Origin of the sequence: Diaphorobacter sp. LI3 (assembly GCF_022807955.1) — a bacterium.
GTDB classification, from domain to species: Bacteria; Pseudomonadota; Gammaproteobacteria; order Burkholderiales; family Burkholderiaceae_C; genus Diaphorobacter; species Diaphorobacter nitroreducens.
Window position 1 is genome coordinate 3,404,859 of record NZ_CP094346.1, and the last position, 19,347, is coordinate 3,424,205.

The window sequence follows — 19,347 nt, forward strand, 5'->3', positions numbered from 1 at the left end:
ATCCGGGAAGGAGCAACGGGGCGATTTCACCGCAAATGGCCGCGCGGCCACTGAAAGCCCCTGCCACCACGCCGGGCGGACGGGGCTTCTACCCTTGCTTTTGCCCTCGCATCAGGCTCGTGCAAGGTGCAGGGCGATAATCGCGGGCGTCCGTTTCACAAGAAGCCTTCCCCACATGACCACGACCATCCGGTACAACGACCTTGTGGAGTCCGTAGCTGCCGCGCTGCAGTACATCTCCTACTACCACCCCGCCGACTACATCCAGCACCTGGCCCGCGCCTACGAGCGCGAGCAGAGCCCCGCGGCCAAGGATGCGATGGCGCAGATCCTCACCAACAGCAAGATGAGCGCCACGGGCCACCGCCCGATCTGCCAGGACACGGGCATCGTGAACGTGTTCCTGAAGGTGGGCATGGGCGTGCGCTTCGAGGGCTTTGCCGCCGACCAGAGTCTGGAGGACGCCATCAACGAAGGCGTGCGCCGCGGCTACAACCACCCCGACAACACGCTGCGCGCGTCGGTCGTCGCCGACCCGCAGTTCGCTCGCAAGAACACCAAGGACAACACACCCGCCGTCATCAGCGTGCAGATCGTGCCCGGCGACACGCTGGACGTGACCGTGGCCGCCAAGGGCGGCGGCAGCGAGAACAAGTCCAAGATGGTCATGATGAACCCCAGCGACAACCTGGTGGACTGGGTGCTCAAGACCGTGCCCACCATGGGCGCCGGCTGGTGCCCGCCGGGCATGCTGGGCATCGGCATCGGTGGCACGGCGGAAAAGGCCGTGCTGCTGGCCAAGGAAAGCCTAATGGAAGACCTGGACATGTACGAGCTGCTGGCCAAGAGCCAGCGCGGCGAGAAGCTCGACCAGGTCGAAGAGCTGCGCCTGGAGCTGTACGAGAAGGTCAACGCCCTGGGCATCGGCGCCCAGGGCCTGGGCGGCCTGGCCACCGTGCTGGACGTGAAGATCAAGATGTACCCCACGCACGCGGCCAGCAAGCCCGTGGCCATGATTCCCAACTGCGCGGCCACGCGCCACGCGCACTTCGTGATGGACGGCTCCGGCCCGGTCTACATGGACCCGCCGAGCCTGGACCTGTGGCCCAAGGTGGACTGGGCGCCCAACACCGAGACCAGCAAGCGCGTGGACCTCAACACGCTGACCAAGGAAGAGGTCGCGAGCTGGAAGCCTGGCCAGACGCTGCTGCTGAACGGCAAGATGCTCACCGGCCGCGACGCCGCGCACAAGCGCATCCAGGACATGCTGGCCAAGGGTGAGAAGCTGCCCGTGGACTTCACCAACCGCGTGATCTACTACGTGGGCCCCGTGGACCCGGTGAAGGACGAGGCCGTGGGCCCCGCCGGCCCCACCACCGCCACGCGCATGGACAAGTTCACCGACATGATGCTGGAGCAAACCGGCCTGATCGCCATGATCGGCAAGGCCGAGCGCGGCCCGGTCGCCATCGAGTCCATCAAGAACCACAAGAGCGCCTACCTGATGGCCGTGGGCGGCGCCGCCTACCTGGTCAGCAAGGCCATCAAGAACGCCAAGGTGGTGGGCTTTGCGGACCTGGGCATGGAAGCCATCTATGAGTTCGACGTGGTGGACATGCCCGTCACCGTGGCCGTGGACGCGGGCGGCACCAGCGCCCACATCACCGGCCCGGCCGAGTGGCAAAAGAAAATCGCCGCGGGCGAATACAAGGTCGTGCCCATGGTGGCCGCCTGACGGCCTCGCGATGTGAACCGTCCGTGACAAAAACCGCCCTCGGGCGGTTTTTTCCAACGGGTAAAGGGCCAGCGCGGCAGGGAACCCCGCTGCCGCCTTGCACTCCCATCTGCATCTCTTCACCGCCTCAGGAGCACCATGACCGCAGAAGAAATCCGCGCCACCCTCACCTTGTGCCTGATGGCCTCGTACGCCGACGGCGAGAAGCACGACCGCGAGCGTGAGCAGATCCGCGAGGTCGCGCAAGGCCTTGCGGGCGACGCGCAAATCAACCTGCCCGGCCTGTACCAGGACGTGCTGCTGCGCCGCTTGCAGCTACCAGAAGTGTTGGGCCGCCTGGCCTCTCCCGAGTCGCGCCAGCTGGCCTATGAGATGGCCGTGTGCGTGTGCGAAGCCGACGGCCACACCAGCGCCAAGGAAGACGCCTTCCTGGCCCAGGTGCGCCAGGCCTGGGGTCTGGGGGGCGCGCATACCACAGGGGGATTCGATGCCGAGGCCCAGGCCGTGGCCGACGCCCCTTTGCAAGCGCCTTTGCAAGCGCCTTTGCAAGCGCCTCTGCAAACGCCATTGGACGCATCCACTGCGCCTGCGACACCGGCCCCCCACCCCGCCGCTGCGGACGCGTTGCCTACCACCGCCGCGCAGCGCCGCCCCGGCAGCCTGCCGCCCGCCGAGATGGACCGCAAGATCCTGCAGGCGTCGATCATGAACGGCGCCATCGAACTGCTGCCTGAGAACCTGTCCACCCTGGCCATCATCCCGTTGCAAATGCGGCTGGTCTACCAGATCGGCCAGAGCTACGGCTATGAGCTGGACCGCGGGCACATCAAGGACTTCCTCGCGACGCTGGGCGTGGGGCTCACCTCGCAGTACCTGGAGCAGGCAGGCCGCAAGCTGCTCAGCGGCCTGCTGGGCAAGGCCGGCAAGGGCTTGCTGGGCGGCCTGGGGCGCCAGGCGGTGAGCAGCGGCATGAGCTTTGCCGCCACCTATGCGTTGGGGCATGTGGCCAACCAGTACTACGCGGGCGGGCGCACGCTGTCCACCGACATGCTCAAGGACGCCTACCAGCACGTGATGCAGGACGGCCAGCAATTGCAGGCGCGCTACCTGCCGCAGATGCAGGCGACCGCGCGCCAGCTCGACACGGCCAAGATCCTCTCCATGGTGCGCGGCGGCTGAGAGGCAAGTTGCCGCGCCGAACGCGGTTTTTGCTACTCTTTCAGGAGCATTTAGCGCTTGACTGGTAAGCGCTAGGGCCATTTTTTATATAGATGCAACCCCGTGGCGGCGCTTGGCCCACAGCCCGCCGAACTGGTTGATCACCATGCCCGCCAGCACGCCCAGCGTGCCCATCCATTGCCAGGCCGTGGGGCGCTCGCCCAGCAGCAGCATGGCCGACAGCAGTCCCACCACCGGCACCAGCAGCGACAGCGGCGCCACGGTGCTGGCGGCGTAGCGCTGCAGCAGGCGCGTCCACAGGCCATAGCCCAGCAGGGTGGACAACAGCGCCAGATAGGCCACCACGCCCAACTCGCGCCCGCCCAGGCCGCGCAGCTGCTGCACCACGGCCTCCGTGCCGTCCACCACGCAGGCCAGCAGCAACAGCGGCACGATGGGGAACACGCTGCTCCAGACAATGAAGGACACGGGCTCGTACGGCCCCTGGCGCGCTGCCACGCGCGTGAGCAGGTTGGAGCCGGCCCACATGGCCGCCGCCCCCACGGTGAGCAGGAAGCCCGCCAGGGTCATGCCGGAGGCGCCGTCGCCGTGCGCCGCGCCGATGAACACCAGCCCGCCGATGGCGATGCACAGGCCCAGCCACTGCCAGCGGTGTGGCGTCTCGCCCAACAAGGCTGCCGCCATGAGCATGGTGATGAATGCCTGCGTCTGCAGCACCACCGAGGACATGCCCGCCGGCATGCCCAGCTGCATGCCGGTGAACAGCAGGCCGAACTGTCCCACACCCTGCACCAGGCCATAGGCCGCCATCACGCCCCAGGACAGGTGCCGCGGCGGGCGCACGAACAGCAGGAACGGCAGCGAAGCCGCCAGGAAGCGCAGCGCGCACAGCACCAGCGGCGACAGCGTGGCCAGGCCCCACTTCATGACGACGAAGTTCAGCCCCCAAACCATAACCACCACCAGCGCCTTGGCCCAGTCGGCCCGCGACAGCGACGTGCTCATGCGCGGACTGCCGGCGCGGCGCGGCTCAACTGCCCGCCACCTTCATGCGGTTGATGAGGATGGAGCCCACCGTCTTGGCGCCATAGGTGTAGGCGTCGGCGCCCACGGCCTCGATGCCGCGCAGCATGTCCTTGAGGTTGCCGGCGATGGTGATCTCGTGCACCGGATAAGCGATGCGGCCGTTCTCCACCCAAAAGCCGCTGGCGCCGCGCGAGTAGTCGCCCGTCACGTAGTTCACGCCCTGGCCCATGAGCTCGATCACGAACAGGCCCGTGCCCAGCTTTTGCAGCATGGCGTCCAGGTCGTCGCCGGGCCGCGTAAGGCGCGACGACAGCACCAGGTTGTGCGAGCCGCCGGCGTTGCCGGTGGTCGGCATGCCGAGCTTGCGCGCCGAATAGGTGCTGAGGAAATAGCCCTGCACGCGGCCCGCCTCCACCACCTGGCGCGGTGCCACGCGCACGCCCTCATCGTCGAACGGCGAGCTGCCCTTGCCGCCCAGGATGAAGGGGTCCTCGGCCACGTCGATGTGCTTGGCGAACACCTGCTTGCCCAGCGAATCGACGAGAAAGCTGCTCTTGCGGTACAGCGCGCCGCCGCTCACGGCCTGCACGAAGCCGCCCAGCAGGCCGGCGGCCAGGGGCGACTCGAACAGCACCGGGCATTCGGTGGTGGGGATCTTGCGGCTGCCCAGGCGGCTCAACGCGCGCTGGGCGGCGTAGCGGCCCACGGCCTCGGGCGCGGCCAGTTCGCGCGCGTCGCGCATGGAGCTGTACCACGCGTCGCGCTGCATCTCGGCATTGCGCCCTGGCAACGAGGCGATCGGCGCCACCGAGATGCTGTGGCGCGAACTGGCGTAGCCGCCGCGAAAGCCGCGTGTGTGGGCGCTGAAGAAATGGCTCTGCTGCGCCGACACGCCCGCGCCTTCGCTGTTGGTGATGCGTTTGTGGGTCTTGAAGGCGGCGGCCTCGCACTCCAGCGCGAGAAGCGCGGCCTCTTCGCTGGTGATGGCCCAGGGGTGGAACAGTTGCAGGTCGCGGTGCGTTTCCTGCGGTGCGATGTCGGCCGCGTCGGGCAGGCCGGCCACCGGGTCCTCGGCGGTGAAGCGGGCGATGTCGTAGGCCGCCTGCACCGTGCGCTCCACGGCGGCCAACGAGAAGTCGGACGTGCTCGCATTGCCACGGCGGTGGCCCACGTACACCGTCACGCCCAGCGACTTGTCGCGGTTGCGCTCCACCGTCTCCAGCTCGCCCTTGCGTACGTTCACCGACAGGCCGCAGCCTTCCGAGGCGTCCGCCCCCGCGTCGGTAGCGCCCAACTTCTTGGCATGGGCCAGGGCATGGTCCACCAGGCCTTCAAAGAACTCTCGGGTATAGCTGAAGCCGCTGTCGGGCTGGGAAGAAGTGCCGCTGGCGGCGCGGTTGCTGGATGTATTCATAGCGGCGGCTATGATACTTGCCGACCCGCGCCGCCGCGCGGCAGGCGCCATTGCCGCTGCGCCGCGCAGGGCCTGTTTCCGCCCCCAGCACACCCATGTCACGCAAACCCAAAAAAGGCTATTTTGTGAAGGGCCATTTCGTTGCCGAAGGCAGCGAGATGGACCTGCAGCTCAAGGCCGAACTCAAAGGCACCGACGGTGCCACCAAGACCGACCTCAAGCGCGAGATGGAGGCGCTGCAGGACCTGGGCTCCGAGCTGCTCACGCTGCGCAGCGACCTGTTCGCGCGCCTGGACCTGCCTGAAAAGCTCCAGGATGCATTGGCCGAGGCCCGCCGCATCACCAACTTCGAGGGCAAGCGCCGGCAGATGCAGTTCGTGGGCAAGCTCATGCGCAAGCTGGAAGAAGACACCGTAGCGGCCATCCACGCCGCGCTGGACGAGCAGCGCAACGGCTCCGCCGCCGAGAAGCTGGCCCTGCACCAGGCCGAGCACTGGCGCGACCGCCTCATTGCGGACGACAATGCGCTGGCAGCATGGCTGGAGCAGTTTCCGCGCACGGACACGCAACAGATCCGCGCGCTGATTCGCCAGGCGCGCAAGGATGCGCCGTCCGACCATGAGGCCCGGGTGGCCCAGTCGCAGGGCGAGGCCCCGCGCAAGGGGCGTGCCTACCGCGAACTGTTCCAGCTGGTGCGCCACCAGATGACCGAAGCGGCCACCCTGGCCGTGCATGAGGAGCGCGAAGACGATGCCTGATACCCACAAAGCCCCGTCCTACGAGCCGGTCAAGATCGGCATCGTCTCCATCAGCGACCGCGCCAGCAGTGGCACGTACGAAGACAAGGGCCTGCCCGCCCTGCACGACTGGCTCAAGCGCGCGCTGCACAACCCGATTGCTTTCGAGCCGCGCCTGATTCCCGACGAGAAAGAGCGCATCAGCGCCACGCTGGTCGAACTGGTGGACGCTGGTTGCAGCCTGGTGCTGACCACCGGCGGCACTGGCCCCGCGCTGCGCGACGTGACGCCCGAGGCCACGCTGGCCGTGGCCGACAAGGAGATGCCGGGCTTTGGCGAGCAGATGCGCCAGATCTCGCTGACGTTCGTGCCCACGGCCATCCTGTCGCGCCAGGTGGCGGTGATTCGCGGCCAGAGCCTCATCATCAACCTGCCGGGCCAGCCCAAGGCGATTGCCGAGACGCTGGAGGGCCTCAAGGACGACAGCGGCGCACAGCGCGTGCCGGGCATCTTCGCCGCCGTGCCCTACTGCATCGACCTGATCGGCGGGCCCTACCTGGAGACACGCCCCGAGGTCTGCAAGGCCTTCCGCCCCAAGACCGCCGTGCGCCCCCAGCGCTGAGCGCGCCGCCCCGCCACGGGGCCGTGCCATGCTGCCCACCGATCGTCCTGCCGCGCCTTCGCGCCCCCGCGCAGGCAACACGTTCCTGGCCGGCCTGGCCATCGCCGGCCTGCTGGTTCCCGAGGCGGTGGCGTACGCCGCCATCGCCGGGGTACCGCCGGCCCATGCGCTGGTGGCCGCGCTCGTCGGGCTGCTCGTCTACCCGTTCATCGGCACCAGCCGCTTCGCCACGCTCTCGGCCACGTCGTCGGCCGCTGCGATCTTCGCGTCCGTCGTGGCGGCGGAAGGCACGGGCGGCGCGTTCGCGCTGGTCGGGGTCACCGGCGGACTGTTCATCGTGGCGGCGCTCGCACGCGCCGACTTCCTGGCGGCGTTCGTCTCGCGCCCCGTGCTGCGCGGCTTTGCGTGGGCGCTCGCGGTCACCATCGTCGTCAAGCAACTGCCCGGCCTCACGGGCGTTCCGGCCCAGGGCACGCACACGCCCGGCCTACTGTGGGACTGGCTGTGCGGGCTCGGCAACGCACAGGGTCTGACGGCAGCGCTGGGCTGCGGCGCGCTGGCTCTGTGGCTGGCGCTACAGCGCGCCCAGGCGCGGCATGCCTGGGTGCAGCCCTCGGTGCTGGTGCTGGCGCTGGGCATCGCGCTGTCCGCGGCGCTGCCTTTGGCGGCACACAGCGTGGTGCTGGTGGGGCCGGTCACGCTGCAGGGGCTGCAGTGGGGCTGGCCGCGGCTGGACTGGGACCACTGGGTGCGCGCCGCCCAGGTGGCGCCGGCGCTGATGATGATCCTGTTCGCCGAGTCGTGGGGATCGGCCCGCTCCCTGGCCCTGCAAGCGGGCGACCGCGTGCACGCGCGGCGCGAGATGCTGGCCCTGGGCGCCGCCAACATCGGCAGCAGCCTGCTGCAGGGCCTGCCCGTGGGCGCAGGCTTCTCGGCTTCGTCGGCCAACTACGAGGCTGGGGGGCACAGCCGCTGGACGGGCCTCGTCGCCGCAGCGGCGATTGCGTTGGCGCTGGGATTGGCGCAAGGCGCACTGGCGCTTGTGCCGCTGCCGGTGCTGTGTGCGGTGGTGATCGGCATCCTGTCGCACAAGCTGGGCCCGCGCCCCTTGTGGGCCACGCTGCGCTGGAATGGCGACGCCTGGATGGCATTGGCCGCAGCGGCCGGCGTGTTGGTGCTGGGCGTGCTGTTCGGCATGCTGCTCGCGGTGGGGCTTTCGCTGCTGCTGGCGCTGCGCCGCTTTGCGCAGCCGGCCGCCAGCGAGCTGGGCCGCCTGCCGGGCACGCATGATTTCGTCGCGCTCAAGCTGCACCCGCAGGCGCAGCGCACGCCGGGCGTGCTGGTGCTGCGGCCGGACGAACCGCTGTTCTTTGCCAATGCCGAGGCCATGGCGCATATCGTGGCCACGCACGCAGGAGCCCAGGGCGTGCGCGCCGTGGTACTGAGCGTGGAGTCCAGCGACGACATGGACGTGACCACGCTGGAGGCCCTGCAGGAGTTGCAGGCCCATCTGGCGCGCCGGGGACTGACGCTGCTGCTCGCGCGCATCAAGGACCACCCGCGTGCCGCGCTTGAGCGCGCCGGGCTCACGCATATTCCGCTGTTCTGGAGCGTGGACGACGCCGTGGGCGCGGCACAGGGCATGGCCATACCCGAGCAGTCCACTCAACCGTAGCCCCGCCGCCGCGTACCCGGCGTAATGTGGCGGCTTCACCCCACAAAGGAGCCCCGCATGACCGCCATGATGAAAGCCGCTGTCTTCGTCGAAAAAGGCCGCATCGAACTGGCCGACAAGCCCATTCCCGGCGTGGGCCCCAACGACGCGCTGGTGCGCATCACCACCACCACCATCTGCGGCACCGACGTGCACATCCTCAAGGGTGAATACCCGGTGGCCAAGGGCCTGACCGTGGGCCATGAACCCGTGGGTGTGATCGAGAAACTGGGCAGCGCCGTGCAGGGCTACCAGGAAGGCCAGCGCGTGATCGCCGGCGCCATCTGCCCCAACTTCAACAGCTACGCGGCGCAGGACGGCTATCCCAGCCAGGACGGCAGCTACCTGGTGCCGCGTGGCCTGTGCGGCTGCCACGGCTACAAGGCGACGGCCGGCTGGCGCTTTGGCAACCTGATCGACGGCACCCAGGCCGAGTACGTGCTGGTGCCCGATGCCCAGGCCAACCTGGCGCCCATTCCCGACGGGCTGACCGACGAGCAGGTGCTGATGTGCCCGGACATCATGTCCACCGGCTTCAAGGGCGCGGAAAACGCCAACATCAAGATCGGCGACACCGTGGTGGTGTTCGCGCAGGGCCCCATCGGCCTGTGCGCCACCGCCGGCGCGCGCCTGCTGGGTGCCACCACCATCATCGCCGTGGACGGCAACGACGACCGCCTGGCGGTTGCGAAGAAGATGGGCGCCGACGTGACGCTGAACTTCCGCAACGTGGATGTGGTGGAGGAGGTGATGAAGCTCACCGGCGGCAAGGGCGCCGACGGCTCCATCGAGGCCCTGGGCACGCAGGCCACGTTCGCCCAGGCCATGAAGGTGCTCAAGCCCGGCGGCACGCTGTCCAGCCTGGGGGTGTACTCGGAAGATCTGTCGATCCCGCTGGCGCAGTTCGCTGCAGGCCTGGGCGACCACACCATCCGCACCGCGCTGTGCCCCGGCGGCAAGGAGCGCATGCGCCGCCTGATGAACGTGATCGCCGCCAACCGCCTGGACCTGGGGCTGCTGGTGACGCACCAGCGCAAGCTGGACGACATCGTGGAGGCCTACGACCTGTTTGCGCACCAGCGCGACGGGGTGCTGAAGATCGCCATCAAGCCTCACTGAGGCGAGCCAACGCCCATCAAGGGAAAATAGGCCGATAGCGCTTATACATCAAGCGCTGGCAGCTACTAAATTAGGAGCATCCACCCAACAAAAGGCCCCGGCGGCCCTTCCTCGGGCTCAGAACCCGCGCATCTCGCCCCACTCGGCCCAGGGAGCCCGCGAGGAGCGCAGGGTATTGATGGGCGCCGCCGCATCCTCATAGCCCAGCGCCACGCCAAAGGCCACGCGGTACGGCTCGGGCAGTCCCAGCTGCTGCTGCAGCGTGCCGGCATAGCGGCGCCAGAAGCCCTGGGCGCAGGTGGCCAGCCCATGCTGCACCGCCAGCAGCATCAGCGACTGCAGGTAAATCCCCAGATCAGCCCATTGCGGCTGGCCCATGCGCTCGTCCACGCAGACGAAGATGCCCACGGGCGCGCCAAACAACTCGGCATTCTTGGCCAGCTGCTGCAGGCGCCCGGCCTTGTCCTCGCGCGGAATGCCGATGCTGCGGTACAGGTCTTCGCCGTTGGCGAAGCGGCGTGTGCGGTAGGGCTCCCATAGGCCCGGCGGGTAGGACTGGTTGTCCGGCCCTTCCTCGGGTTGCGCCTGGGCGACGACCGCCAGCAACTCCTGCAGCGGCACGCCCGTGAGGGCCACCACGCGCCAGGGCTGCAGATTGCCGCCGGAGGCCGCCTGTGCGGCTTCTTGAAGAATCGTCTGCACCGTCGCCGCGGGGGGCGCGTCGGGCAGGAAGGCGCGCACCGAGCGGCGCGCACGCAGGGCCTGGGTGACTTCCATGGATTGTTTACTTGCCAATGATGTCGTTGAGCTTGGCTGCCTGGAATTGCTCGCAGCGCACGGCCTCGTCGGGTACGCAGCCGCCGCTTTGCGGGGTGGACCTGGAGAGCTTTTCAATGGCCTGCCACAGCAGTGAGATCTGGTGCTCCTGCGTGGCGGCGGAATCGATCAGGCCGCGCATGGCCTGGGTCAGCGGGTCGTCCTGCAGGGAGGTCACGCCGTAGGCGCTGAACTTGGCCTCCTCGGGCTTGTGCGGCTCGGTCACATCGGCGCTCTGGCCTTCCTTGGACGGAATGATGCGCGCGGGGATGCCCACGGCCGTGGCACCCGCCGGCACCGGCTTGATGACCACGGCGTTGCTGCCGATCTTGGCCCCATCGCCCACCTCGAAGCCGCCCAGCACCTTGGCGCCCGCGCTCACCACCACGTTCTTGCCCAGCGTGGGATGGCGCTTGGTGCCCTTGTAGAGCGAGGTTCCGCCCAGCGTCACGCCCTGGTAGATGGTGCAGCCGTCGCCGATCTCGGCGGTCTCGCCCACCACCACCCCCATGGCGTGGTCGAAGAAAACCCGCTCGCCGATCTTGGCACCCGGGTGGATCTCGATGCCCGTGAACCAGCGCGCAAAGTGCGAGATGAAGCGCCCCAGCCACTTGAAACCGTTCGTCCAGCACCAGTGCGCCGGCCGGTGCAGCCAGATGGCGTGCAGGCCGGGATAGCAGGTAATGACCTCCCAGGTGCTGCGCGCAGCCGGGTCGCGTTCAAGGATGCACTGGACGTCGGATCGCAGGCGGGCAAGCATGAAGGGCAATGGTGTAACGAGAAGCTTGGCAGTCTAGCGGTTTGCCTGCGTGGCCTGCAGCATGGATTTGGCGACACCGCGCAGGATGTGGATTTCCTCCTGCGTGAGTTGCGCGCGGTTGAAAAGCTGGTTCAAGCGCGGCATGAGCTTCTTGGGCGCGGCCGGGTCCAGAAAGCCGATGCCCGTGAGCGCCTGCTCCCAGTGCGCCAGCATGCCGGCCACCTGCGCGGCGTCCGCGCGCTCGCCCTGAGGGGCGGACTCCTGCACCGCAAAGCCCTCCCCACGGGTGGCGAGGGCCTGCCGCCATTCATAGGCGATGACCTGTACCGCCGCGCCCAGGTTGAGCGAGCCGAACTGCGGATTGGTGGGAATGCTCAGCGCCACATGGCAGCGGTACACATCCTCGTTGGCCATGCCAAAACGCTCGGAGCCGAACAGGAAGGCCACGCCAGTTTCCGGCGACGGGTTTCTAGCCAAATCAGCCCCTGGCGCTTTGCCATCAAGCGCTGACAGCTCATTATTCAATAGCATCTCGAAATGCTGGCGCGGCGTGCGCGTGGGCGGGCCGAAGTCGCGCGGCGTCATCGCCGTGGCACACAGGTGGCTCACGCCCTCCAACGCCTCGTCCAGCGTGGCGACGATGCGGGCATGGGCCAGCACGTCCAGCGCGCCGCTGGCCCGCTGGATGGTCTCCTCCTTGCGCAGCACGTTGGGCCAGCGCGGTGCGACCAGCACCAGGTCATCGAAACCCATGGTCTTCATGGCGCGTGCCGTGGCGCCCACGTTGCCGGCGTGGCTGGTCTGGATCAGGATGAAGCGGGTTCTCATGGCGCGAAGTGACTCGGGAGCAAGCCTGCCATTGTCGCCGCTGCTGCAAAGCGCCCGAAGGCCCGCGCGTGCAAGCCCGGAGGGTGATGGGTAAAATGCTCGCTTTGCGCCCGCATCGCCGGCTGCGCGCCCCGCGGCCACGAGCCGCCCCGCTCCTTCGTCACAATCCAATGTCGTCCAATCTGCACCCCATGCTCAACGTGGCCATCAAGGCCGCTCGCGCCGCCGGCGCCATCATCAACCGCGCGGCCCTTGACGTGGAGGCCGTGCGTATTTCGCAAAAGCAGATCAACGACTTCGTGACCGAGGTGGACCATGCCGCCGAGCAGGCCATCATCGAGACGCTGCTCACCGCCTACCCCGGCCACGGCATCCTGGCCGAGGAATCGGGTTCGGAGCACGGCTCCAAGCATTCCGAGTACGTCTGGATCATCGACCCGCTGGACGGCACCACCAATTTCATCCACGGCTTTCCCGTGTACTGCGTGAGCATCGCCCTGGCCGTGCGCGGCAAGGTCGAGCAGGCCGTGGTGTACGACCCCTCGCGCAACGACCTTTTCACCGCCACGCGCGGGCGCGGCGCCTTCCTGAACGAGCGCCGCATCCGCGTGAGCAAGCGCACGCGCCTGGGCGAATGCCTGATCTCCACGGGCTTCCCCTTCCGCCCCAGCGACAACTTCAAGCAATACCTGAACATGATGGCCGAGGTGATGCCCCGCACCGCCGGCCTGCGCCGCCCCGGCGCTGCCGCGCTGGACCTGGCCTATGTGGCCGCCGGCTACACGGACGGCTTCTTCGAGAGCGGCCTGTCGATCTGGGACGTGGCCGCGGGCGGTCTGCTGGTGACCGAGGCCGGAGGTTTGGTGGGCAACTTCACGGGCGAGGCCGACTACATGGAGCAGCGCGAATGCCTGGCCGGCGCGCCACGCATCTATGGCCAGCTGGTGACTCTGCTGGGCAAATACAGCAAGTTCGCCAGCGCGGGCGACAAGGCCGCGGTGCGCCAGGCCGCCGAGGTCACGGACGTCGCTGACGTGGCCGGCGACGAGGCGGCCGCGCGGTCGCCAGACGACGCCACGCCCACCGCACCGGACAGCGCCGCCGAGGACACCCAGACCCGGCCCACGGCAGCGCCGTAATCCTCATACTCATAAAACAATAGCTGCCCGCGCTTGCTGCAAGCGCCATGGCAGCTATTTTTATTTGAACTGCGGCAGCACTTCAATGGGGATCGGGGTAGCGCTGTGCGATGCCGCGGAAGTCGTCGGCCAGTTCCACGAACGCATCCACCATGTCAGGGTCGAAGTGCGTGCCCCGCCCCTTGAGGATGATGGTGCAGGCCTGTTCGTGGGAGAACGCCGGCTTGTACACGCGCTTGCTGATGAGTGCGTCATACACGTCGGCCACGGCCATCAGGCGCGCAGACACGGGAATGGCGTCGCCCTTGAGGCCTTCGGGGTAGCCCGATCCGTCCCACTTCTCCTGGTGGCTGTACGCGATCTCCTTGGACACGCTGAGGAAGGCCACGCGCATGCCCAGGAGCTGCTCGGCATCCTCGATGGCCTTACGCCCCAGCGTGGTGTGGGTCTTCATGATCTCGAACTCCTCCACCGTGAGCTTGCCCGGCTTGAGCAGGATGCTGTCGGGGATGCCGATCTTGCCGATGTCGTGCAGCGGCGCCGACTTGTACAGCAGGTCGATCATGCGGTCGTTCAAGACCGCCTCGAAGCGCGGGTGGTGGCGCAGACGCTCAGCCAGGGCCTTGACGTACAGCTGCGTGCGGCGGATGTGGTTGCCGGTTTCGTTGTCGCGCGTCTCGGCCAGAGAAGTCATCGCCATGATGGTCACGTCCTGGATCGCCTGCACCTCCAGCGTACGCATCGCCACCTCGCGCTCCAGGTAGGCGCTCTTGTCGCGCAGGAAGTCGGCCGTGGCCTTGAGCGCCAGGTGCGTGGCCACGCGCGCCAGCAGGATGGAGGGGCTGATGGGCTTGGTGATGTAGTCCACCGCCCCCAGCGCCAGGCCTTCGCGCTCGTCGTCGGGATCGGAGCGCGCGGTGAGAAAGATCACCGGAATGTGACGCGTGGCCCCGTTGGCCTTGAGGCGCCGGCAGACCTCGTAGCCGTCGATGCCGGGCATCATGATGTCCAGCAGCAGCAGGTCGGGCGGAGCGTCGGACTGCGCGATTACCAGGGCCTTCTCACCGCTGGCCGCCACCTTGACGCGGTAATGCCCCTGCAGCAGTCCGGCCATGAGCGTCAGGTTGTCGGGCGTGTCGTCCACTACCAGCACGGTGGCGATGGGCTTGTCGACCAGGCGGTCCGGGGCGGCGTTCACGTAGCGTTGCTGATCCATGGGATGTCCTGCCAAAGAGTTGGTGGGATGGGGCGTCATTCCTCCGGGGCCGCCGGGCATGCCTCCAGCCGCCGCAGCGCGTCGTCATAGGCGAAGCTGCGCACGCTGCGCTCCAGCGCATCGAAGTCCGCACCCAGCAAGGCGGCCAGCCCAGCCGCGTTGCGCTGGAGGTAGTCGCCCGCGGCCGGGTCGTCCGCGCGCAGCAGCGTGCGCAGCCCGCGCAGCACCTGTGCGGGCGTCTGCGGCGGTGCGGTGGCCTCGCGTGCGTGCGCACCCGGGGCCTGCCGGGCCCAGGCACCCAACGCCTGCAGCAAAGGCACCATATGCTCTGCCAGGGCCGCCAGCAGGGGCTGGAGCGTTTCTGCCGGCGCCTGAGAGCGCAGCGCCTGCTCCAGTGCCTGCGCATGCCGCGACACCGGCTGCGCACCGAGGTTGGCGGCCACCGAGCGCAGCGTGTGCGCGGTGCGCTCGGCCAGTGCCCAGTCCTCCGCCTGTATGGCCGCCTGCAGGTTCCGGACGACGTCACTCTGGCTCAGCGCGAAGCGCTGCAACAGTTCGGCGTACAGCCCCGGCTTACCCGAAGCCCGCTGCAGGCCCTGCGCGGTATCCAGGCCCGGCACGCCCTGTGGCAGGGCAGGCGCGAATGCAGATGCCAGCAGCGCGTCCGCCGGGGGTGCGGGCGCGTGCGATGCCGCCTCGGGGCGCGGCGACAGCCAGCGCACCAGCGTGGCCCACAGCACTTCGGGGTCGATGGGCTTGGGCACGTGGTCGTTCATGCCCGCGGCAAAGCAGCGCTCCCGGTCGGCCTGCATGGCATTGGCAGTCATGGCGATGATCGGCAGGCCGGCATGGCGCGGGTCGGCACGCAGTTGCCGCGTGGCCGTTTCGCCATCCATCACGGGCATCTGCATGTCCATGAGCACCACGTCGTACCGGCGCCGGTCGATGCACGCGATGGCCTCCTGGCCGTTGGACGCCACATCCACGTGCATGCCGGCATCGCGCAGCAGCTCCTGCGCCACGATCTGGTTGAGCTCGTTGTCTTCCACCAGCAGCACCACCGCACCGCGCAGCACGGCGGGTGCGGCGCCAGACGGAGACCGCGGCAGCGGATGCACGTCCCACGCCTGGGCCAGCGGCTGCATGAGCGTGTCGAACAGCACCGACGCGCTCACCGGCTTGACGAGCACGTTGTCGATCCCCTCGCTGCGCGCGGCGTCCATCACCTCGTCGCGCCCGTGCGCCGTAACCATCAGCATCTGCGGGATATGCGCAAGGCCCAGCCCGCGAATGCGGCGCGCCAACTCGATCCCGTCCATGCCCGGCATGTGCCAATCCAGCAGCAGCAGGCCGTAGGGGCGCTGCTCGGCCACCGCGTCGCGCAGTGCCTGCAGCGCCTGCACGCCCGAGTGCACCTGCGTGGCCTGCAGGCCCATGGTCTGCAGCATGTCCACCAGCACCTGGGCGGCGGTGTGGTTGTCGTCCACCACCAGCACCCGGCTGCCACGCCAATCGCTGCGCAAGAGCGCACGGGGCAGGGGCTCGCCCCGTACCAGCGGCACGATGATCCAGAAGGCCGAGCCCTGCCCTGGTTCGCTGCGCACGCCCACTTCGCCGCCCATGAGTTCGGCCAGGCTCTTGCTGATCGCCAGGCCCAGGCCGGTGCCGCCGTAGCGGCGGGTGGTGGAGGTATCGGCCTGCTCGAAGCTCTGGAACAGCCGCTGCATCTGCTGCGGCGCAATGCCGATGCCGGTGTCGCGCACCTCGAATCGCAGCAGCACGCGCGCGCCCTCGTCGCGCTCCAGCCGCACCAGCAGATGGATCTCTCCTTGCTCGGTGAACTTAACGGCGTTATTGGCAAAGTTGATGAGGATCTGCCCCAGGCGCAACGCGTCGCCCACCAAGTGCTGCGGCACGTCGGGGGCCACGTCCAGCACCAGCTCCAGCCCCTTGGCCGCCGCCTTGAAGCCCACCACGTCGGCCACGCCTTCCAGCATACGGTCCAGCGCGAAAGGGCTGCGCTCCACCGCGAGCTTGCCGGCCTCGATCTTGGAGAAGTCCAGGATGTCGTTGATCACGCCCAGCAGATGCTGGCCCGCCTGCTGCATGCGCACCACGTAGCCGCTTTGGCGCGCATCCAGCCCCGACTTCAGGGCCAGGTGCGACATGCCGATGATCGCGTTGAGCGGCGTGCGGATCTCATGGCTCATGTTGGCCAGGAAACGCGACTTGAGCGCCGCCGTCTCCTCGGCCAGTTCCTTGGCGCGGCGCAGTTCCACTTCGGCGCGCTGGCGGTCGGAGACGTCCACGAAGGTGCCGATGACTCCGCCCGCCGAGCCGTCCGGGCGGTTGAACCCATGCAGCCAGAACATCGTGTGGTGCACCAGTCCATCGGCATACGGCATGGCCACCTCGCGGTGCACGGACTGCGCGCCCCGCAGCGCGGCCTCGGTATCCGCGTGCAGGCGTTCGCGCTCCAGCATGGGCAGGAACTCCAGGTCCAGCACCGTCTTGCCGATGAAGTCTTCCGTATGGATGTCGAAGGCCTGGACATAGGCCCGGTTGAAACCCAGGTAGCGCCCCTGCGCGTCTTTGTAGAAGAGCGGTACCGGAATGGCATCGATCAGCGCCTGCTGGAAGGCGAGCTGCTCGGCCACGCGCGCCTCCAACATCTTCTGGTCATGCACATCCACCTGCACGCCGATGATGCGCGCGGCCTGTCCTGCTTCGTCGCGCACCACGCGCGCGGTACACAGGATCCAGCGCGTACTGCCATCGGCGCGCACGATGCGCCAGGAATCGCGCAGACGGCCGCCGCCTTGGCCGGCCTGTGCCTGCGCCAGCAGGCCTTGCACGCGCGCACGGTCTTCGGGATGGATCACATCCACCCACGCCTGGAACGGCCTCTCTGCGGCATGCCCGTCCTTTTGCGCCGGCAGCGACGCCGCGCCATACAGCTGCTCCAGCTGGGGCGACCACACCATGCGCTGCGTCAGCAAGTTGTAGTCGAACACGCCGATGTGCCCCGCCTCCTGCGCCAGCTCCAGCCGCGCGTTGGCTTCGCGCGTGGCAGCCTCGGCGCGCTGCGCCTCGGTCACGTCCTCGATCACCCACAGCGATGCGATCTGCACGCCCTCCATCTTCAGCCCGCGGCCCGCCATACGCGCCGTGAACGACGTGCCGTCCGGACGCCGCAGCACGGCCTGCTCGCGCACCGAGCCACCGGCCAGAAGCATGGGAACGGTCCGTGCGGTGAAGGCGCCGTAGCCGGCCTCGCCTCCGAACAGCTCCTGTACCGGGGTTCCCGCCAGGGCATCGTCCGAGGAGCGCAGCAGTTCCGCCAGGGCGCGGTTGAACTGCCGTATCTGCCCGTCGCAGACGAGCACGATGGGCGGCGCGTTGTCAAAAAGCGCTGTCTGTTGTTCCAGCAGTTCGCTCAGGCGGCGTTCACGCCGCTCCAGCTCTTGCGCGGCCTCGATGCGCGCGGTCACGTCCTGCAGCAGCCCCACGATCGCGATGCGCCGGCCCTTGGCGTCGAACACCGGCGACAGCGTGGCTTCCTCGTGGTACAGGGTGCCGTCCCGGCGCCGGTTCACGAAGCGTCCGCGCCAGGAATGGCCGGCCAGCAACCGGCTCCACATGTCCCGGTAAGTACCGGCGGGCGTGTGTTCGCTGGCGGCTATCGATGGCTTGCGCCCGCGCACTTCGCCCAGCGTGTAGCCGGTGTTGCGTTCGTACTGGGGATTGACCCACGCGATCACCCCTTCCGCATCGGTGATGACGATGGAAATGGGGCTGTTCTCCAGTGCCGCGCCCAGCACGGAAAAGCGCTGCATGCTCTCCGCCAGGCGGCGCCGGTTGCGCAGCGCGTCCAGCGCCATGGCGCCCACGAGCGCGAAGAGCGCGAACGCGCCCCCTCCCACCATCCAGCGCAACCCCATGGGCATGATGGCACTCATGTCGTCCAGCAACACCAGCTGCCAGGGGCCCGCAGGGTCCTCCCAGTCCACGGCGCGGCGGCCCACGGCATAGCGCACGCCGTCGATCAGCGCTTCGCGGGAGTCGATGGAAAACGGCAGGGCCGACACCAGCCCGTTGTCGAAACGGCTGCCAAACTGGCGCGTGCTGCGCACCGCGTCGATGCGTTCCTGCGTCAGGGGCGCGGTCATCGCGTAGAGCCACTCCGGACGGGTGGAAGAGAACACCACGCCCTGCGGCGACATCAGCAGCACGGGATGCCCCGCCCGCGTGAGCAGGCGGTCGAAATGGGAGAACCCCACCTTGACGGTAACCACACCGATGATGGGACTGGACGGGGTATCGCTCTCATACAGCGGCGCTGCGTAATAGAGGCCGCGCTCCTGCGACGTGCCGCCCAGGGCGGCATATACGGACGCATTGCCCTGCAAGGCCTGCTGAAAATAGGGCCGATGTCCCAGCTGCGCACCGGTCGTGCGGTTGCCGGCGGTGTCATGCGCTACCACCGTGCCGTCGCGCGCGATCACGTAGGCACCATCCACCATGAAGCGGCCGCGGATGACGCCCAGGCGCGCCAGCACCGGCGGCGCATCGTAGGGCAGAAAGCCCTGCGCGGCAGCCTTGAGCGACGGCTCGCTCAAGCCAAGCAAGGTAACCATCCCCAGCAGCGGGCCGTTGCTGCTCTCGCTCAGCAGCGTCTGCTCCATGCCTTCCAGCAGCTGATTGCGTTCGTGTTGGCGCTGTTCCGAGCGCACCAGCGCGACCGCTTCCACTGCCAGCCAGGCACCCAGCGCCGCCAGCACGAGCACCCATACGGCGCCCCGCAACCACCGGCCCTGTGGGTCGCGCAGCGAATCGCGCAGAACAGCCAGCCGTTCCTTGCGCTCAGGCATGGCCGTCATGCCTGCCAAGGGGCCGAGCGAGCAGCCACACGTCGGGGGAGCTTTTCAAGGAAACCTCCATCAGCCCCGTGCTTCGGGGGTCGGTGCAAGATGCGTCACAGACGCGTGGCGCGCCGTGATCCAGTGGGTGCGCGGAGTATGTCAAAACGTAACCATTTTCGC

14 protein-coding genes are annotated in these 19,347 nt (G+C 68.3%); 7 read left to right on the forward strand and 7 right to left on the reverse strand.

What is annotated here, in order from left to right; all coding sequences use genetic code 11:
* Positions 1-175: 175 nt before the first annotated feature.
* Together MRB47_RS15910 and MRB47_RS15915 are read left to right on the forward strand one after the other, a co-directional pair.
* The gene (locus MRB47_RS15910) at positions 176-1,735 is read left to right on the forward strand and encodes a fumarate hydratase (RefSeq protein WP_015912701.1); all 1,560 of its coding nucleotides are present in this window, start codon (positions 176-178) and stop codon (positions 1,733-1,735) included.
* A 138-nt stretch (positions 1,736-1,873) separates the two neighbouring features.
* A complete protein-coding gene (locus MRB47_RS15915; protein ID WP_252101182.1) occupies positions 1,874-2,914 on the forward strand; it encodes a YcjF family protein in 1,041 nt (346 codons plus the stop codon).
* An 84-nt stretch (positions 2,915-2,998) separates the two neighbouring features.
* Here the strand turns inward: MRB47_RS15915 and MRB47_RS15920 are convergent, their stop codons facing one another.
* Entirely contained in the window at positions 2,999-3,919 is a 921-nt protein-coding gene (locus MRB47_RS15920; protein ID WP_252101183.1) for an EamA family transporter, read from the reverse strand.
* A gap of 25 nt (positions 3,920-3,944) precedes the next feature.
* Complete coding sequence (pmbA, locus tag MRB47_RS15925) at positions 3,945-5,354, reverse strand: metalloprotease PmbA (protein ID WP_252101184.1); 1,410 nt, start codon at positions 5,352-5,354, stop codon at positions 3,945-3,947.
* A 95-nt stretch (positions 5,355-5,449) separates the two neighbouring features.
* Here pmbA and yjgA point away from each other — a divergent pair, with 95 nt between their 5' ends.
* The 4 genes from yjgA to MRB47_RS15945 are packed head-to-tail and all read left to right on the forward strand — an operon-like array spanning position 5,450 to position 9,546.
* Positions 5,450-6,112 (forward strand): ribosome biogenesis factor YjgA, encoded by a 663-nt coding sequence (yjgA, locus tag MRB47_RS15930; RefSeq protein ID WP_252101185.1) that lies wholly within the window; start codon positions 5,450-5,452, stop codon positions 6,110-6,112.
* Complete coding sequence (mog, locus tag MRB47_RS15935) at positions 6,105-6,713, forward strand: molybdopterin adenylyltransferase (protein WP_011804487.1); 609 nt, start codon at positions 6,105-6,107, stop codon at positions 6,711-6,713. The genes yjgA and mog overlap by 8 nt, the downstream gene beginning before the upstream one ends.
* A gap of 28 nt (positions 6,714-6,741) precedes the next feature.
* Positions 6,742-8,388 (forward strand): SulP family inorganic anion transporter, encoded by a 1,647-nt coding sequence (locus MRB47_RS15940; protein WP_252101186.1) that lies wholly within the window; start codon positions 6,742-6,744, stop codon positions 8,386-8,388.
* A gap of 57 nt (positions 8,389-8,445) precedes the next feature.
* The gene (locus tag MRB47_RS15945) at positions 8,446-9,546 is read left to right on the forward strand and encodes an NAD(P)-dependent alcohol dehydrogenase (protein WP_058130996.1); all 1,101 of its coding nucleotides are present in this window, start codon (positions 8,446-8,448) and stop codon (positions 9,544-9,546) included.
* Between the two features lie 117 nt (positions 9,547-9,663).
* On the opposite strand, the gene MRB47_RS15950 is transcribed toward MRB47_RS15945, so the two are convergent.
* Genes MRB47_RS15950 through MRB47_RS15960 form a run of 3 tightly spaced genes read right to left on the reverse strand, consistent with a single transcriptional unit; the run spans position 9,664 to position 11,950 of the window.
* Positions 9,664-10,323: a nitroreductase gene (locus tag MRB47_RS15950; protein ID WP_252101187.1), complete on the reverse strand. Its 660-nt coding sequence runs from the start codon at positions 10,321-10,323 to the stop codon at positions 9,664-9,666.
* A gap of 7 nt (positions 10,324-10,330) precedes the next feature.
* Positions 10,331-11,122 carry a serine O-acetyltransferase gene (cysE, locus tag MRB47_RS15955; protein WP_011804483.1) on the reverse strand — a complete coding sequence of 264 codons (792 nt, stop codon included), beginning with the start codon at positions 11,120-11,122 and terminating at the stop codon, positions 10,331-10,333.
* A 33-nt stretch (positions 11,123-11,155) separates the two neighbouring features.
* Positions 11,156-11,950, reverse strand: coding sequence for an RNA methyltransferase (locus tag MRB47_RS15960; protein ID WP_103737300.1), 795 nt, complete (start codon positions 11,948-11,950; stop codon positions 11,156-11,158).
* A gap of 170 nt (positions 11,951-12,120) precedes the next feature.
* Between MRB47_RS15960 and MRB47_RS15965 the strand changes: the two genes are divergently transcribed.
* Positions 12,121-13,089 carry an inositol monophosphatase family protein gene (locus MRB47_RS15965; RefSeq protein ID WP_252101188.1) on the forward strand — a complete coding sequence of 323 codons (969 nt, stop codon included), beginning with the start codon at positions 12,121-12,123 and terminating at the stop codon, positions 13,087-13,089.
* A gap of 82 nt (positions 13,090-13,171) precedes the next feature.
* Here the strand turns inward: MRB47_RS15965 and MRB47_RS15970 are convergent, their stop codons facing one another.
* Entirely contained in the window at positions 13,172-14,305 is a 1,134-nt protein-coding gene (locus tag MRB47_RS15970; RefSeq protein WP_252101189.1) for a two-component system response regulator, read from the reverse strand.
* 35 nt (positions 14,306-14,340) lie between these two features.
* Positions 14,341-19,176 (reverse strand): response regulator, encoded by a 4,836-nt coding sequence (locus tag MRB47_RS15975; RefSeq protein WP_252102644.1) that lies wholly within the window; start codon positions 19,174-19,176, stop codon positions 14,341-14,343.
* Between the last annotated feature and the right edge of the window lie 171 nt (positions 19,177-19,347).

Excerpts from the sequence above, each read along its gene's own strand:
- MRB47_RS15960 (WP_103737300.1), bottom strand. The coding sequence starts at position 11,950 with ATGAGAACCCGCTTCATCCTGATCCAGACCAGCCACGCCGGCAACGTG.
- cysE (WP_011804483.1), bottom strand. The coding sequence starts at position 11,122 with ATGCTTGCCCGCCTGCGATCCGACGTCCAGTGCATCCTTGAACGCGAC.
- MRB47_RS15950 (WP_252101187.1), bottom strand. The coding sequence starts at position 10,323 with ATGGAAGTCACCCAGGCCCTGCGTGCGCGCCGCTCGGTGCGCGCCTTC.
- MRB47_RS15945 (WP_058130996.1), top strand. The coding sequence starts at position 8,446 with ATGACCGCCATGATGAAAGCCGCTGTCTTCGTCGAAAAAGGCCGCATC.
- MRB47_RS15910 (WP_015912701.1), top strand. The coding sequence starts at position 176 with ATGACCACGACCATCCGGTACAACGACCTTGTGGAGTCCGTAGCTGCC.
- MRB47_RS15975 (WP_252102644.1), bottom strand. The coding sequence starts at position 19,176 with ATGCCTGAGCGCAAGGAACGGCTGGCTGTTCTGCGCGATTCGCTGCGC.
- pmbA (WP_252101184.1), bottom strand. The coding sequence starts at position 5,354 with ATGAATACATCCAGCAACCGCGCCGCCAGCGGCACTTCTTCCCAGCCC.
- MRB47_RS15915 (WP_252101182.1), top strand. The coding sequence starts at position 1,874 with ATGACCGCAGAAGAAATCCGCGCCACCCTCACCTTGTGCCTGATGGCC.
- mog (WP_011804487.1), top strand. The coding sequence starts at position 6,105 with ATGCCTGATACCCACAAAGCCCCGTCCTACGAGCCGGTCAAGATCGGC.
- MRB47_RS15970 (WP_252101189.1), bottom strand. The coding sequence starts at position 14,305 with ATGGATCAGCAACGCTACGTGAACGCCGCCCCGGACCGCCTGGTCGAC.
- MRB47_RS15920 (WP_252101183.1), bottom strand. The coding sequence starts at position 3,919 with ATGAGCACGTCGCTGTCGCGGGCCGACTGGGCCAAGGCGCTGGTGGTG.
- yjgA (WP_252101185.1), top strand. The coding sequence starts at position 5,450 with ATGTCACGCAAACCCAAAAAAGGCTATTTTGTGAAGGGCCATTTCGTT.
- MRB47_RS15965 (WP_252101188.1), top strand. The coding sequence starts at position 12,121 with ATGTCGTCCAATCTGCACCCCATGCTCAACGTGGCCATCAAGGCCGCT.
- MRB47_RS15940 (WP_252101186.1), top strand. The coding sequence starts at position 6,742 with ATGCTGCCCACCGATCGTCCTGCCGCGCCTTCGCGCCCCCGCGCAGGC.